Below are 15791 nucleotides of genomic sequence, written 5' to 3' on the forward strand. Positions count from 1 at the left end.
AAGCTCAGTCGCTATCCTGGCTCTGCTCCGGATCGAACAGTTGGATGGGCGCGCCAGGCATAATGGTAGAGATCGCGTGCTTATAGACAAGTTGCGACTGCGCATCCCGGCGCAGCAGCAGGCAGAAATTGTCGAACCAGGTAATCACTCCCTGGAGCTTCACGCCGTTGACCAGGAATATGGTAACGGGGACCTTCTGCTTGCGAACGTGATTGAGAAAGGAGTCCTGCAGGTTTTGCTGCTTCTCACTGGGCATTTGGGCCTCTATTTTCGCGGCATTGTATGTCGCTGTTCTCGTTGTCTAAAATTCGGCCAGAGAGCTGCCGCGCGGCCCCCGAACCTTCTCTAATCAACTCACTCACTATTGCACAGAACACCGTGGGTGCATACCCGCACTGCTTGCATGCCCCGACAGCGCGCTAGGAAGGTCAAAGTCCGAGTGACTTGATTTTCCTGTGCAAAGCACTGCGTTCCATCCCGACGAACTCTGCGGTCTTGGAAATGTTCCCCCCGAACCGTTCGATTTGAGCCAGCAGATACTGGCGCTCGAACACCTCGCGCGCCTCTCGCAAAGGCAGGCTCATCAGGTGGGCAGAGGCATCCGTGTCGCCCACCGTGGGCAACACTTCGCCGATGTCGGATGGCAGCATGGCGGCAGTGATCACGCCGCCTTCTGGCTGCTGGTCCTTCATCAGGATCAACAAGCGTTCGATGGAATTGCGAAGCTGGCGAGCATTGCCGGGCCACTCTTGGGCCTGGAGTACCGCCATAGCATCATCGCCGATGATCATCCGCTGCAGATTGTGCATACGGCAGACCTGCTCGATGAAGACATTGACCAGTGGCGGCACGTCTTCCCGGCGCTCCTTGAGCGGCGTTAAAGGCAACGGAACAATGGAGAGCCGGTGAAAGAGATCAGAGCGGAATTCGCCCGCCTCGATTTGTGCCGCCACGTTTTGCGAGCTGGCGGAGATGATGCGGACATCTATAGGCACTGCTTGTGTGCCCCCGACACGTTGGAACCTATTTTCGACCAGCGTTCGTAGCAAGGCGGCCTGCGTCTGTGCCGGCAAGGTAGACACCTCGGAAAGATAGAGAGTGCCACCATGGGCCTTTTCGAGGGCGCCGACCTCTACTTTGAGAATGCCGCTCTTTTCTCGAGTCTCCCGACCGAAAAGAACCACTGGCACCTCGTCGGGTGCGTATAACGAGGCGTTGATTTCCACAAATGGGGAACTCGCCCGAGGGCTGCGATGGTGGATCAACCGAGCCACCAGCCCCTTACCCGCACCCGATGGACCGGAGATGAATATTCGTGAGTTGGTGGGAGCGGACTTCTCGATTATCCCGCGCACCTGGTGCAGCGCCGGTGACGTTCCCACCATGTCCGCGCTTTTAGACGGAGACCGCTCTTTAAGCTCCGCGACCTCGCTACGAAGCCGCGTCGCCTCCATTGCGCGCTGCGTAATATGAAGTAGCCGATCTATCTTGAACGGTTTTTCGATGTAGTCATAGGCGCCGCGGCGAATGGCAGATACGGCAGTCTCAACATTGCCGTGGCCAGAAATCATCACAACCGGCATCTCTGGGTGTTGTGTTTGAAAAACATCCAGCAACTGCAGTCCATCCAGACGTGATCCCTGCATCCAGATGTCGAGAAACACAAGGCTCGGCCTACGGCGCGCAATCTCGTTGAGGCCGCTATCAGCATCATGGGCCTGACGAGCCTCATATCCTTCGTCTTCCAGAATTCCTGCGATTAAGTCTCGAATGTCGTCTTCGTCGTCGATGATGAGGATGTCGAGTGCCATTAGTTGTGAACCACCGCCGAGTAGAGCGGTTCCTTCTGTTGGAGCAGATCATGGGTTGCGGTGGATGAGTCGCCTGCTTTCGTCATCGCGCCAGGGGCGTTCAGGGGCAGCGTGAAGGTTACGCAGGCGCCAACGCGACCTGCAGAATCAGGCTCAGCGTCAATTAATTCCACGATACCCTCATGCTGCTCAACGATCTTGGCCACGATTGCCAAGCCCAGCCCCGTCCCCTTCTCCCGTGTCGTCATGTACGGCTCGAGAAGGCGCTGGCGATTGTCCTTGGGCCAGCCTTTGCCGTTATCGGATACTGAGACACGCGCATGACTGCCCTCGATGTGCGCCTCTACGGCAATGGTTGGCTGCCAGTCCGTTGACCGCTCGACGCTCTCGAAGGCTTCTACCGCGTTCTTAATGAGATTGGTGAGAACTTGTGCAACCAAACGATTGTCGAACCAAGCCAAAATGGGCTCTGGCGGCAGATCAGTGTCGATCGTGACCTCGGGTAGACGAACGCTCTCCAGGAACACTGCCTGCCGGATAGTGTCTGAGAGGTCTGCCACCTCGGGAGCGGCCTCGGGCATCCGCGCAAAGGCGGAGAACTCATCGACCATCCTACCGATATCTCCAACTTGCCGGACGATGGTATTGATGCACTTGTCAAAGACATCCCGGTCGTCCTCAAGTTTGCTGCCATAACGCCGGCGCAGCCGCTCGGCGGAAAGCTGGATCGGGGTCAACGGGTTCTTGATTTCGTGCGCAATCCGGCGCGCCACGTCTGCCCAAGCACTGGTGCGCTGCGCCGATTCCAAATCGGTGATGTCGTCGAAGGTGAGCACGTATCCCTTGGATTCAGTTATCGATCCCTCACGGGTAAGCTGCACTTGATAGGTGCGACGGTCGGTCTCGTTCCCGATGTGAATTTGATCCCGCACCTGGCCGCGCCGCGCAGATTTCGCCCGCTCCAGGATAAGGCCTAATTCCGGCATGACCTTCTCGATACGCTCTCCCATCAGATCGATTTCGCTGCGACCAAGCATTTCGCATGCTCTCGCATTCACGAGAGTGACCGCACCAAATGGATCCAATCCGATAATGCCAGCCGAAACGCCCTCCACCACCGCCTCGGTAAACTGGCGACGCTTTTCGTTCATCTCGTTGGCGGTCAGCAACGCCTCTCGCTGAGTCTTGAGCTGCTGAGTCATCCGATTGAAGCCGTTGGACAGATCACGCAGGTCCCCCCTACCCTCCTGCACCGGCACCTGGACATCTAGATCTCCGCCGCTCACTCGGCTTGACGCAATCATGAGGTTGCGAATTGGGTCCACGAAGCGGTTCGCCAAAGCGATACCAGTCCAGAGCGCTGCCAGCAGCAACACCAGCGCTAAGCCGATGTACATAATGGTGAAGGTGATCTGGAAGACTAGCCGGTTGGAGGCGTATTCTCGATACTCACTGATGTTCTCATCTGTGAGCCGCATATACTCGAGCACTTCGGCGTCCACCGGGCGAGCCACGAACAGAAATGTGTTTTCGTACCCGCGCAATTTGATGACTGAGCCAACAAGATTGATCTTGCCGGGCGCGATGGCCGCCGGAACACCCTCCACCAACCCCTCGGTGATCCCGGCAGGCATTTGCGGATAGGCTCCTTGCACCGCTATTTGCGCCCGCATGATGGTGTTGCCATTTGCATCCACCAGCGAAGTGAAGGGCAGCGACCGGGTAACAGCAAGCGCGGTCAAAATGCGTTCAAATCGCTCTGGCTCGGCTTCGTAGGTCGTTCTGGCTCGCTCCAGTTCCTCGGCCACCCAGATTACGTCGTCGCGGAGCACCTGAGCATGCTCAAGCATGTAAGACCGCGCGACTAGGCGCGAGCTTTCCACCATCGCTCGAGTGCGCTCCGAGAACCACTGATCCAGGCCCTGGTTAAGCGCAATACTGGCGATGATCGCAACAATGGCGGCGGGCACCGCCGCAACCAACGCGAACATCCCCACCATTCGGATCTGGAGCCCGGCTCCGGCTAGTCGTTTTATGCGCGCCTGCACGAGCAGCACGGCTTCGGTCACAACAAGTGCAATCACCAGAAGGACCAATATGCCAGTAACGATCCAAATGGCGGTCCACAGCGCCGCCGAAGGCTCGATGCTAGTGGTTCCAGAGAGGATCAGAAAGGACAGGGAACTCATCAACACCGAGGCGGCCACGATGATGAAGCCGACGATGCGCAGGGCTCTGTTGTTGCGCGCAGCAAAGATCAACGAGCGCTGGCCACGCTTGTCCGTCGGAGTCGCTACTTCCTCGTTGATACTAACAGCTTCACTCATTAATGCCGACAGGCACTCCACCTCTGCCATGCAAAGGCAAAGTCTGACTCAATTCGAGCAACCCTTCAAGACAAATGTTGCCAAAATGTGACACCTATCATTAAGGGCGGGTGGGCTGTTAGCTGCGGCGGCTATGCTTCACAATCTCGATAGAGTGAGTGCGGATCTTCTTCCTAAGCGTGTTGCGGTTGAGCCCTAGGAGGTCCGCGGCTTTGATCTGATTGCCGCCACAGGCATTGAGCGCCATGGCGATGAGCGGGGCTTCCACCCTGTCGATCACTCGCTGATAGAGCCCTGCCGGTGGCAAGTTTGGCTCGTGCTCCCTAAGTAGCTGTCCCACATGCGTCTCTACCGCCATGGAGACGTCCACCGGACCAGCGATGCCGTTTGCAGAAGGCCGCTCAGCTATGTTGAGTTCGTTCTGAACGATTTCGGCCGAGATACTCTCGTCAGCATACAAGGCCGACAGCCGCCGAACGAGATTCTCCAGTTCCCGAATATTGCCGGGCCAAGAATAGTTCTGCATGAGTCGGATCGCTTCGGGAGAGATAGATTTTACAGGCTCCCCTTCCCGCTGCGCTGTGCGTAAGAAATGCGTGGTGAGATCGCCGATGTCATCGACGCGCTCGCGCAAGGGCGGCAGACGAATGGGAACGACATTCAGGCGGTAGTAGAGATCTTCCCGGAAAAGTCCTTGGCGGATCATCTGGGTCAAATCGCGGTGGGTGGCGGCAACGATCCGAACGTTGGTCTTTATCGAGCTGCGCCCGCCGACCATCGTGTATTCGCCTTCCTGCAGCACGCGCAGGAGGCGAGTTTGTGCGTCCATTGGCATGTCGCCGATCTCGTCGAGAAACAGCGTCCCGCCCTCGGCTTGCTCAAACCTGCCTGATGACCGCGTGTTGGCGCCCGTGAAAGCGCCCTTTTCATGCCCGAAGAGTTCGGCTTCGATAAGGTCGCGCGGAATGGCTGCCATGTTGATCGCGACGAAGGGGCCGTTGCGCCGCTTGCCGAAGTCGTGGAGGGCTCGAGCAACAAGTTCCTTGCCGGTGCCGCTTTCGCCGGTGATCATCACCGTCAGATCCGTTTGCATCAGGCGGGCTAAGGCCCGATAGATGTCCTGCATGGCGGTAGAGCGGCCGACCAGCGGCATGGTTTCGCCGGGCTCCTCCGACTTGCGGTCCGCGTTGGTGGGCTTCTTGGCATCTGCCAGAGCGCGCGCAACCACAGAGAGAACTTCCGTGATGTCGAACGGCTTCGGAAGATACTCGTAGGCTCCAACTTCCGAGGCCCGGATGGCCGTCATGAACGTATTCTGAGCGCTCATCACGATCATCGGCAGCTCCGGTCGGAGCTTCTTTATCTTGGGCATCACCTCAAAGGCATTGCCATCGGGCATGGCCACATCGGTGATGAGGATATCCCCTTCCCCACGGCTCACCCAATTCCACATTGTGGAGATGTTGCCTGTCGGACGAACCTCATAGCCGGCACGGGTCAGCGCCTGGTTGAGCACCATGCGGATGGCGGCATCATCATCCGCGAGCAGCACGACATGGCTCATTTGACCGGTTCTCCGTCGATGGGGGCGTTGAATGTTCCGCTCGCCACCGGCAGCAGAATACGGAAGCGAGTGCGTCCTGGTCTGCTTTCGCAGTCGATTACGCCGCCATGGTCACCAACGATCTTGGCGACCAGAGCCAAACCAAGCCCCGAACCATTGCTTTTCGTGGTGACGAAGGGATCAAAGAGGAACGGCAACAAATCAGGTGGGACACCGGGGCCATTGTCTTCGATGACGATTTCCAGGGGCAAAGATATGCGCTCGGATACGCCCGTTACGCTGATGCGGATACCAGGGCGGAAGGCAGTCGAGAACTTGATTTCGGGCTTCTGAACGCGCTCAAGGGCTTCAGAGGCATTTTTGACGAGGTTGAGGAAGACCTGAATCAGCTGATCGCGGTTGCCGAAGACTGGCGGAAGCGAGGGATCGTATTCCTCGCCAAACGTGATCCCACGCGCGACTCCGTTCCTGGCCAGAAGCTTAACACGATCCAACACCACATGGATGTTGAGCGGCTCACGTTCCATGGGTCGTTCGTCGCCGAACACTTCGACCCTGTCGATCAGCCCAACAATGCGGTCGGTCTCTTCCCGGATCAATCGGGCCAAAGGGATTTCGTCGGCGGCAACGGTCTGCTCCAGAAGCTGAGCCGCGCCACGAATGCCTGAAAGGGGGTTCTTGATCTCGTGCGCGAGCATGGCCGCCAGACCGGTCACTGAGCGTGCCGCGCCGCGGGAGACCATCTGCCGGTCGATCTTGTCGGCCATGGTGCGCTCTTGAATAAGCAGCGCTACCCGACCATCGCTGTCGGACAGGGGACTGGCGAAGACATCGGCGATACGCTCATCGCCAAAACGAGATGAACCGACCCGCACGCGGTACTCGGTCATGGGCGCACGCCGATGAGCGACGGTCTCCACGAGTGTAATGATAGGCGAACCAAAGGCGATCAGATCGTCAAGATTTTGCCGGGTTAGGACACTCGACGAGGCACCAAAGAATGCTTCGGCGGCATAGTTGACGAAAGTGATGCGGCGGTCTTCCTCACACACGATAATGGGCTGGGGCAGCGATTGCAGCACTGCTGTGGAGGGGACGAGTTCGTGCTGGGCAGATGCAGTTACAGCGCTCATGCGGCAGCTTTCCAATTACCCGAGAAGATGGTGCCGATCATGCCGATCACCTTGGCCGGCGATTCATTGTTGAGGAGTTCGCTGCGCGTAGGCTTATCCAGCGAGATTTGCGCAGCCTGGGAATACCAGTCGAGGTGCTTCCGAGCGGCGCGCAGGCCTACGGCCGTTCCATACTCGACCAGAATTCCCTCGTAGTGCTCAGCAACGACGTCAGCGAGAGCTTGCCCGACCGGCGCCTCAGTTGCGGTCTGCCCGTCGAGCTGGGCGCCGATTTGACCAACAGCCCAGGGGCGCCCTTGTGCCCCTCGGCCCAACATAACAGCCGCAGCCCCCGATTGTTCAAGCGCGCTTTTCGCGGTGGCGAGATCAACGATATCGCCATTGACAATCACTGGCACGCGGACGGCTTCCACGACGGATCTCACGAGCTCCCAGCGAGCCGTGCCCTTATAGAACTGCTCTCGCGTACGACCATGAACGGTAACCAACTGCACACCAGCGTCTACTGCGCGCCGTGCAATATCAGGGGCATTGAGACTCTCGTCGTCCCAGCCCAGGCGCATTTTGACCGTGACAGGGAGTGGCGTTGCCGATGCAACCGCTTCAATCAGCTTCATCGCGTGATCGGGAACCCGCATCAGCGCCGAACCCGAATAGCCGTTCGTCACTCGTTTGGCGGGGCAGCCAAAGTTGATATCGATGATGTCAGCACCGGAATCGTAGGCGATCCGAGCCCCACGCGTCATCCACTCCGCCTCGCACCCGGCAAGCTGCACCATGTGCGGCAGGGTGTCCGGTCGCCCCAGCTTCCGCACCATGTCGGAATTGCCGGTGCTAAGGGCATTGCTGGCGACCATCTCCGACACCACCATGCCAGCCCCGAACCGCTCGGCAAGGCGCCGAAACGGGCGGTCGGTTATGCCAGCCATTGGCGCCAGGAAGGCCCGATTGCGGAGCTTCAGGCTTCCTATGCTCAGGTCGTGGGCACCTTCAGACACTAAATGCACCAGAAATAATCATCGAGAGAACTGTGCCCGCACAATAATCAAAAGCGCTGCCTGCGCAACACCCAAAGTGCCTAGTTGCTGGGGAGCCAGCCTTGCACTTGCCGCATGCCGGTAGGGGCGCTAGACCACGCCAAGATGACGGTTTAAAGTCGAGTTCTGCCTGATGCGCCAAAAGTCCCTCGCCGTCGTGATTGTAGCTGCGGGCAAGGGAGAGCGGGCGGGCGGCGACACTGGTGAACCCAAGCAGTATCGCTTGGTGGCGGGCGAGCCCGTGCTGGCACATACGGTCGCAGCATTTCTGGGTAGTCCGCTGGTAAACCGAGTGCTGGTCGTGATCGGTGCTGACCATCAGGAAGCTTATGCCACCTTGCAGATTTCTGATGTACGGCTGATGCCGCCGGTATTTGGAGGTGCCACGCGCCAGGCGTCCGTGCTGGAGGGGCTCAAGGCGCTCGCACCGCACCAGCCAGATCTGGTTCTCGTCCACGACGGAGCACGGCCTTTTGTCGAACCCGGCCTGATAAAGGCAGTCTTGGACGGTTTAGCCGAGCACGATGGAGTTCTCCCCGCCACCGCGGTGACTGACACCATCAAGCGCTCCCCAGACGGTTTCGCAGTAACGAGTACAGAAGATCGGGCTACCCTCTTCGCCGCACAGACGCCGCAAGGCTTCCGCTTCCCACAAATTTTTTCTGCCCATATGCGCGCCGTCAGCGTGCCGAGGCAGTTCACTGACGACGCTGAGATCGCCGAATGGGCGGGCCTCCGCGTCGCGCTGGTGGAAGGCAGTCCTCAGAACTTCAAAATCACTCATCCCGCAGACTTCGAGCGGGCCGAACGCATGCTGGCGAAAGGACGACAGATGGAAACCCGTATCGGCACCGGATACGATGTCCACCCTTTCGAGCCTGGAAGCGCCGTTTGGCTTGGCGGAGTTGAGATCCCCCACTCCGCTAAGCTCAAGGGCCATTCGGATGCCGATGTGGCACTGCATGCCCTAACCGATGCGATCCTGGGCGCAATTGGCGAAGGGGACATCGGTGTCCACTTTCCACCTTCAGATATGCAGTGGAAAGGTGCCCGGTCGACCGTTTTCCTTAAGCACGCTGGAGATCTGGTTGCGAAGGCGGGGGGACGGATCGTCAATCTGGACGTGACAATCGTCTGCGAAAGGCCCAGGATCGGTCCTCATGTAGCGGCTATGCAAGCCGTTATCGCTCAAACACTGGGTGTCGCTACCTCGCGCATCGCGATCAAGGCGACGACTAGTGAACAGCTCGGGTTTACCGGGCGGGAGGAAGGTATCGTGGCCATGGCGAGCGCTAGCATAGAGATGCCGAGGGCCGACTGATGGCGGCTGACACTGCCCTTGCGACTGGCAAGCAGATCATCGAATGGCTCGCTGCAGCGAAAAAAACCCTCGTCACAGCAGAGAGCTGTACGGGTGGGTCAGTCGCAGCGACCCTGACGGACATTCCGGGTGCCTCGGCCGCGTTCTACGGCGGTTACGTGACCTACGCGAATGCAGCCAAGTCTCGCATGATAGACGTCCAGCCGCGGCTGATCCGGGATTTCGGTGCGGTTTCAAATCAAGTCGCCCGCGCTATGGCGGATGGGGCCAGGAACACAGCCCGGGCTGACTATGCGGTTGCGGTCACCGGCATCGCGGGTCCTGATGGCGGCACCGAGAAAAAACCGGTTGGTCTCGTCTACGTTGCCGTCTCTTCCGAGCTTGCAACCGTGGTTATTGAACACCGCTTCGGCGACCTTGGGCGTGAAGGTGTTCGGCAGGCCAGCGTCGCTGCAGCACTCGACCTCGTGCTGCAGGTGATCACCAGCGACACCACAAACCGGTAGATCTCAAGCGCCGTATCGCCGGTCCGCCTCTTCGCAAAAAGCGCGCATGATCTCCTGCTGCTTGGCGGCAAAGGCTGGCTCCGCAACGGCAGCAATGAACGGGTTCGAGATTTTAAAGTTGATCTCGAACCGAACGCGCGTCCCCATGCCTTCGGGTTCGAAACTCCAAACGCTGTCCAGATAAGCGAACGGCCCATCAACGGCTTTGGCGCTGATGGTCAACTGCTCATGATCCACGGTAACGCGGCTCGTATAAGCCTGGGTGATCGGGCCGAAGTGCAACGTCATTCGAGCCAGCCGAACGTCTTCAGGCCCGGCGCCTGGATCCTGGCGAACTTCCATGGCCCGGCAATTGGGCACGAACCGGGGATAGTCCTCGAGATCGGCAACGATCTCAAACATGCGTTGGGGCAGATGCGGCACATGCCGCTCGAAGAAGCGCTTCATCAGTGTCCTAGCTTCGCAATCCGGGCGGCCTTAAGCCGCGCGAAGTCTTCACCGGCATGATGCGACGAGCGGGTCAATGGGCTTGAAGAAACCAGCGAAAAACCCTTGGCAGTGGCGACCGTGGCGTAGGACTTGAACTCTTCGGGCGTCACAAAGCGCTGGAGAGGATAGTGCTTCTTGGTCGGCTGCAGATACTGCCCTATGGTGAGGAAATCCACCTCAGCTGACCGCAGATCATCCATCAACTGGAGCACTTCGTTTCGCTCCTCGCCCAACCCAACCATAATTCCAGACTTGGTGAACATGGCGGGATCGAGTTCTTTCACCTTCTGCAGCAGGCGTATCGAGTGGAAGTAGCGGGCGCCTGGGCGCACCTTCAGATATTTGGACGGAACGGTCTCAAGATTGTGGTTGAACACGTCGGGCTTCGCCTCGACCACGACCTCCAAAGCCCCGTCCTTGCGCAGGAAGTCGGGAGTCAGGATCTCGATGGTTGTTTTCGGGTTGCGCGCACGAATGGCTAGGATCACATTGGCAAAATGCTGAGCGCCGCCATCTGCCAGGTCATCGCGGTCCACCGACGTGATGACCACATGTTCGAGGCCAAGCTTCTCAACGGCTTTCGCCACGTTTTCGGGTTCGTTCGGATCCAGCGGTCCTGGCAGGCCAGTCCGGACGTTACAGAAGGCGCATGCACGCGTGCAAATTTCGCCCATGATCATCATGGTTGCGTGCTTCTTGCTCCAACACTCACCGATATTGGGGCAGCCAGCCTCTTCACAGACCGTCACGAGGTTGTTCTCGCGCACGATCTGCCGTGTTTCATTATAAACAGCCGATCCAGGCGCCTTGACGCGGATCCAGTCCGGCTTGCGCAGCACAAGGCTGTCGGGCCGGTTGGCTTTTTCGGGGTGCCGCGGCTTAGCCGTGGACGTGTCGATGAGCGTAACCAAGATAAGGTCCTGACTGGGCAGATTGCCCTTTATATCGCTCCCAAGGCCCGCCGGTTCAACCCGGCTTCTGTCTTATAGTGGCGCCCTATGCGCTTGCCATGATCTCAGCAATGTCCACCCACTCGCCTTCCTGGGCAGCCGAGGCGATTGTTGCCTGCACCAGTGCCAGAGAGTGCAGATTGTCGTGGCCCGAACTGAAGCGCGCAGGCGTCGAACCGGTCTCGATCACCTTGGAAATAGCGGCCAGGGTGCCCAGGCGGTCGGTGAAGGGCGACGGGGTGAGTTCAACCGGCTGGGCCTCTCCGCCACGCGGCCGGACCACCAAACGGTCGGGACCCGTCTTGCCCATCAAGTTGTCGCGAGAGGCCCAGAAGATCTCACCTTCTGAGCAATCCATCGTCCATTCGCCGGCCCAAGGCGTTGCCGGACCACTGCTCATCCAGCTGCCGCGATAGGAGACCATGGTGCCGTGTTCGAACTCGATCGTCGCCACCCCAATGGGGTCATGCCCAAAGGGACTAGCCTCAGGATTCCAGGTGCGGCAGGAGACGCGCTTGGGTTCATCGCCCAGCACCATACGCATCAGGTCGAAATGGTGGATCGACATATCGGCGAGGAGTGGATCGGGCATATCCCAGTAGCGGTAGCCTTGAGACGGTGCGTGCCGGCGAAAATCGATTGAGACGAGATTTACTGAACCAAAGCGCTGGGCACCGATGAGCTCAGCCACTGCTATCGGGGCGGGCTGGAAGCGGTAGTTCTGGCTCACCATCAGCACGCGCCCATGATCCTTGGCTAATTGCACCAGTTCCTTGGCTTGCGCGATGGTGGAAGCGAAGGGCTTTTCTACCAGCACGTTCAGACCCAGTTGAAGGCAGCGCTTGACGACCGGATAGTGCGCTTCCGTGCGCAAGGTACAGATCGCGAGATCGGCATCAACCGCCTTGGCTGCCCGTTCAAGATCGGTAAAGCAAAGCTCTTCAGCGATACCGAGCTCGTCCTGCGCGCGTTTCAGCGCCGCAGGATTGGCGTCGACATAGCCCAGCATCTCAATACTGGGAACATTGGGGATGACTTCTTGGGTCCAGTTAAATCCCCAGTGTCCCAAGCCGATCTGGATGGCCGTGACCATGTGGACAACTCCTTGTATTTTCGCGAATCTGGTGGGCGAATAGGCGCCCTGCCAGATCAGACGTTCAGCGCACGCCCATACGCATCAAGAACGCTTTCCTTCATCGTCTCGCTCAGCGTTGGGTGCGGGAAAATGGTGTGGATCAGCTCTTCCTCGGTGGTCTCGAGGTTCATGGCCACCACAAAGCCCTGGATCAACTCGGTGACTTCGGCACCGACCATATGGGCACCGAGCAGTTCTCCAGTCTTGGCATCGAAGATGGTTTTCACCAGCCCGTCAGGCTCGCCCAGGGCAATCGCCTTGCCATTGCCCACGAACGGGAAGCGGCCAACCTTGATCTCGCGCCCCAGTTCTTTCGCCTTGGCTTCGGTCAGGCCGACGCTGGCTACCTGAGGCTCGCAGTAGGTGCAGCCCGGCACCTTAGTCTTGTCCAGCCCGTGCACCGGCAGACCAGCAATCTTTTCAACGGTAATCACCGCCTCGTGCTCGGCCTTGTGCGCCAGCATGGGCGGGCCGGCGACATCGCCGATGGCCCAGATGCCGTCAACATTGGTCTTGCCGTAGGCGTCGATCACGATGGCGCCGCGCTCTGTCTTGACGCCGACAGTCTCGAGACCGATACCCTCGATGTTGCACTGCACGCCCACCGCAGAGATGAGCCGGTCTCCGGCGATCTGCTGCTTCTCGCCCGATTTGAGCTCCACATGAGCAACCACGCCATCGGCAGTCTTGTCGACCTTGGCCACCTTGGCTTCCGTAAGGATCTTGATTCCGCGCTTTTCGAGCCGCTTGCGTGCCAGCGCTGAGATCTCGGCATCCTCCACCGGCATGATCTGCGGCAGCAGTTCGATAATGGTCACATCAGCGCCCATGGAGCGGTAGAAGGAAGCAAACTCGACGCCAATAGCGCCCGAGCCCATCACCACCAGCGACTTGGGCATTGTGGCCGGTTTCATGGCCTCGAAATAAGTCCAGATTTTCTCGCCGTCCGGTTCGATGCCGGGCAGAACGCGTGGTCGAGCCCCCGTCGCGATGATGATGTTCTTGGCCTTGTAGGTCCCCTCGCCCAAGGTGTTCTTTGGGATCGGCCCCTGGGGTTGCACGATCTCTTTCTTGGTGGGGGCGACCTTGACCTCACCGGGATTGGTGATGACCGCTTCACCCCAAATGATGTCGACCTTGTTCTTCTTCATGAGGAACTGGACGCCATTGTTCATCTGCGCGGCGATAGCGCGGGAGCGCTTGACCACGCCATCAATGTCGAAGCCGAACTTTTCGGCTGTCAGGCCGTAGTCTTTGGCATGGCCCATATGGCCGTAGATTTCGGCAGAACGCAGCAGCGCCTTGGTAGGAATGCAGCCCCAGTTGGAGCAGATACCCGCCATGTGCTCGCGCTCGACAATGGCCACCTTCATACCCAGCTGGGCGCCACGAATGGCCGCGATATATCCGCCGGGTCCGGCGCCGATGACGAGAAGGTCGTATTGGTCAGCCATGTTGGCCTCCAGATAAGTAGAGGGTCAGAGACCCAGCACGGATTTCACGAGCGGCACGAGACCCTCGCCAATGGCACGGGTATTGGCGAGGTCGAGATGCACGCCGTCGCGCGGATCCGCCTTAGCCACGGTAGCGGAATCGAAGAAGGCGACGCCCGTCTCCTCGGCATGGCGACGATAATGGCGCGCAAATTCGTGGGATTCGTGCAAGAGGTGCTCCATCCCGCCAAAATTGCTCAGCATGTTTTCATTGCTGGTCTCGACAACATGGGGCGGCGAGACGAGGATGATCTGCGGCGCCAGCTCGCCCACCGCGGCGAAGTGCCCGCGAGTGATTTCGATCAGCCGCCGCGCTCCACGTGCGGCAATCGCTGCGGTGCCCGCCACGAACGGCTTGAGATCGTTGGTCCCCAGCATGATGATGACGAGGTCGAGCGGTGCGTGGCTGGCGAGCAGCGTGGGCAGTATCCGCGCACCATTGCGGTCGGCGGCTGCCGTCCAGTCGTCATAAGCCGTGGCGCGACCGCCCAGCCCTTCGGCAATCACTCGCGCCTTGCCGTCTAAGCCCACTTCCAATGTTGTTGGCCAACGATCTTCGTAATCATGCCGCGGACCGCCGCCGGGGTCCGCGCCGTAGGTCAAGCTGTCGCCATAGGCGAGAATGGTTTTCATGCGCCCTGCACCTTAGGCCAGCATCATAACGGGAGTTTCGATCAGCCCTTTGAACACGCCCAACACTTCGGCACCGAGCGCCCCGTCAACAGCGCGGTGGTCGCAAGACAGGGTCACCGTCATGAACTGACCAATCTTGACTTGCCCGTTGTCTGGAAAGACGCGCTCTTCGCCTGCGCCGACAGCGAGGATCGTGCCATGGGGTGGATTGATCACTGCTGAGAAATGTTTGATGCCAAACATGCCCAGATTGGACACGGATGTTGCGCCCCCCTGATATTCGTGGGGCGCCAGCTTCTTGTTGCGAGCACGGGTCGCGAGATCCTTCACTTCTTCGGAAATCTCACGAAGCGTCTTCGTGTCGGCTGATTTCACTACGGGAGTGAACAGGCCACCTGGAACAGCGACCGCCACGGCGACATCGCTGCGCTTATGGTAGAGGATTGAGTCGCCAGCCCAGGTCGCATTCGCAGCAGGGACGCGCTGCAGGGCAACAGCCCACGCTTTCATCACGAAGTCATTTACCGACAGCTTATAGGCCGGCTTGCCTTCCTTATTCTTGGGAGCCTGCGCATTGATCTGCTCGCGTGCCGACAGGAGCGCATCGATGCGACAGTCCACCGTCAAATAGAAATGCGGCACTGTCTGCTTGGACTCAGTGAGACGCGCGGCAACCGTCTTGCGCATGCCGTCATTGGGCACGAGCTCGTAGGTTCCTTCCTCGAACATGGCGAGGACCTGCTGCTTGGACATGCCTCCGGCTATGGGGGCGCCGGCGCCGGGTGCTGTGGCGGCAGTCGGAGCCGCTTTGGCGCTGCCCTTGCCCGATTTTGCCGCCTCGATGTCCGCCTTGATGACTCGGCCCTTGGGTCCAGAGCCAGCAATGCTCGCGACATCGAGGCCGGCTTCTTTGGCAAGGCGACGCGCGAGTGGCGACGCAAAAACCTTGCCCGCGGGCGCTTCAGACTTCTGCGGTTTGGGCGTGCCCGGCTGAGCGCTAGGTTTTGAATCGACCGGGGCACTTGAGGTCGTATCGGTACCCTTGTCGTACATCAGCGTACCAGCGTCTGGCTTGGGCGCTTCGGTCGTTGCCGTTGGCGCGGCTTTCTCTTCGGCCTTGCCGGACGAACTGACCGCCGAAGCATCCTCGCCCTCCTGCAGCAGCACGGCGATGACGGCGTTGACCTTCACGCCGTCGGTGCCTTCCGCAACCATGATCTTGCCGATCTTGCCCTCGTCCACGGCCTCCACTTCCATGGTAGCCTTGTCGGTCTCGATTTCGGCGATCACGTCACCGGAGGAGACACTATCGCCTTCCTTGACGTGCCATTTGGCGAGCTTGCCTTCCTCCATCGTGGGAGAAAGAGCCGGCATGGTGATATCGATCGGCAT

Annotated in this window: 14 protein-coding genes; 2 read left to right on the forward strand and 12 right to left on the reverse strand. The window is 59.3% G+C overall.

Features of this window, described 5'->3' with window-relative positions; genetic code table 11:
* Nucleotides 1–4: 4 nt before the first annotated feature.
* The 6 genes from hfq to dusB form a co-directional block, all read right to left on the reverse strand.
* On the reverse strand, nucleotides 5–256 hold the full coding sequence (gene hfq, locus QOV41_RS11075; protein ID WP_284576587.1) for an RNA chaperone Hfq: 252 nt from the start codon (nucleotides 254–256) through the stop codon (nucleotides 5–7).
* A 172-nt stretch (nucleotides 257–428) separates the two neighbouring features.
* Nucleotides 429–1811, reverse strand: a complete 1383-nt coding sequence (ntrX, locus tag QOV41_RS11080; RefSeq protein ID WP_284576588.1) for a nitrogen assimilation response regulator NtrX — start codon at nucleotides 1809–1811, stop codon at nucleotides 429–431.
* Complete coding sequence (locus QOV41_RS11085; protein ID WP_284576589.1) at nucleotides 1811–4138, reverse strand: sensor histidine kinase; 2328 nt, start codon at nucleotides 4136–4138, stop codon at nucleotides 1811–1813. The genes ntrX and QOV41_RS11085 overlap by 1 nt, the downstream gene beginning before the upstream one ends.
* A 118-nt stretch (nucleotides 4139–4256) precedes the next feature.
* Nucleotides 4257–5702, reverse strand: a complete 1446-nt coding sequence (gene ntrC, locus QOV41_RS11090; RefSeq protein ID WP_284576590.1) for a nitrogen regulation protein NR(I) — start codon at nucleotides 5700–5702, stop codon at nucleotides 4257–4259.
* On the reverse strand, nucleotides 5699–6835 hold the full coding sequence (locus QOV41_RS11095) for a two-component system sensor histidine kinase NtrB (protein WP_284576591.1): 1137 nt from the start codon (nucleotides 6833–6835) through the stop codon (nucleotides 5699–5701). The genes ntrC and QOV41_RS11095 overlap by 4 nt, the downstream gene beginning before the upstream one ends.
* A complete protein-coding gene (gene dusB / locus QOV41_RS11100; protein WP_284576592.1) occupies nucleotides 6832–7833 on the reverse strand; it encodes a tRNA dihydrouridine synthase DusB in 1002 nt (333 codons plus the stop codon). The genes QOV41_RS11095 and dusB overlap by 4 nt, the downstream gene beginning before the upstream one ends.
* Before the next feature lie 172 nt (nucleotides 7834–8005).
* Here dusB and QOV41_RS11105 point away from each other — a divergent pair, with 172 nt between their 5' ends.
* Nucleotides 8006–9193 (forward strand): bifunctional 2-C-methyl-D-erythritol 4-phosphate cytidylyltransferase/2-C-methyl-D-erythritol 2,4-cyclodiphosphate synthase, encoded by a 1188-nt coding sequence (locus QOV41_RS11105; RefSeq protein ID WP_284576593.1) that lies wholly within the window; start codon nucleotides 8006–8008, stop codon nucleotides 9191–9193.
* On the forward strand, nucleotides 9193–9699 hold the full coding sequence (locus QOV41_RS11110; protein ID WP_284576594.1) for a CinA family protein: 507 nt from the start codon (nucleotides 9193–9195) through the stop codon (nucleotides 9697–9699). Before QOV41_RS11105 ends, QOV41_RS11110 begins: the two co-directional genes overlap by 1 nt.
* Nucleotides 9700–9702: 3 nt before the next feature.
* Here the strand turns inward: QOV41_RS11110 and QOV41_RS11115 are convergent, their stop codons facing one another.
* The 6 genes from QOV41_RS11115 to QOV41_RS11140 form a co-directional block, all read right to left on the reverse strand.
* Nucleotides 9703–10146, reverse strand: a complete 444-nt coding sequence (locus tag QOV41_RS11115; protein WP_284576595.1) for a type II toxin-antitoxin system RatA family toxin — start codon at nucleotides 10144–10146, stop codon at nucleotides 9703–9705.
* Nucleotides 10146–11099, reverse strand: coding sequence for a lipoyl synthase (gene lipA / locus QOV41_RS11120; RefSeq protein WP_284576596.1), 954 nt, complete (start codon nucleotides 11097–11099; stop codon nucleotides 10146–10148). The genes QOV41_RS11115 and lipA overlap by 1 nt, the downstream gene beginning before the upstream one ends.
* Nucleotides 11100–11184: 85 nt before the next feature.
* Nucleotides 11185–12231 carry a Gfo/Idh/MocA family protein gene (locus QOV41_RS11125; protein WP_284576597.1) on the reverse strand — a complete coding sequence of 349 codons (1047 nt, stop codon included), beginning with the start codon at nucleotides 12229–12231 and terminating at the stop codon, nucleotides 11185–11187.
* A 56-nt stretch (nucleotides 12232–12287) separates the two neighbouring features.
* Nucleotides 12288–13727 carry a dihydrolipoyl dehydrogenase gene (lpdA, locus tag QOV41_RS11130; protein WP_284576598.1) on the reverse strand — a complete coding sequence of 480 codons (1440 nt, stop codon included), beginning with the start codon at nucleotides 13725–13727 and terminating at the stop codon, nucleotides 12288–12290.
* 24 nt (nucleotides 13728–13751) lie between these two features.
* Nucleotides 13752–14399, reverse strand: coding sequence for a GDSL-type esterase/lipase family protein (locus QOV41_RS11135; RefSeq protein ID WP_284576599.1), 648 nt, complete (start codon nucleotides 14397–14399; stop codon nucleotides 13752–13754).
* Nucleotides 14400–14411: 12 nt separating this feature from the next.
* On the reverse strand, nucleotides 14412–15791 hold the full coding sequence (locus QOV41_RS11140) for a pyruvate dehydrogenase complex dihydrolipoamide acetyltransferase (RefSeq protein ID WP_284576600.1): 1380 nt from the start codon (nucleotides 15789–15791) through the stop codon (nucleotides 14412–14414).

This window comes from Devosia sp. RR2S18 (genome assembly GCF_030177755.1).
Classification (GTDB): domain Bacteria; phylum Pseudomonadota; class Alphaproteobacteria; order Rhizobiales; family Devosiaceae; genus Devosia; species Devosia rhizosphaerae.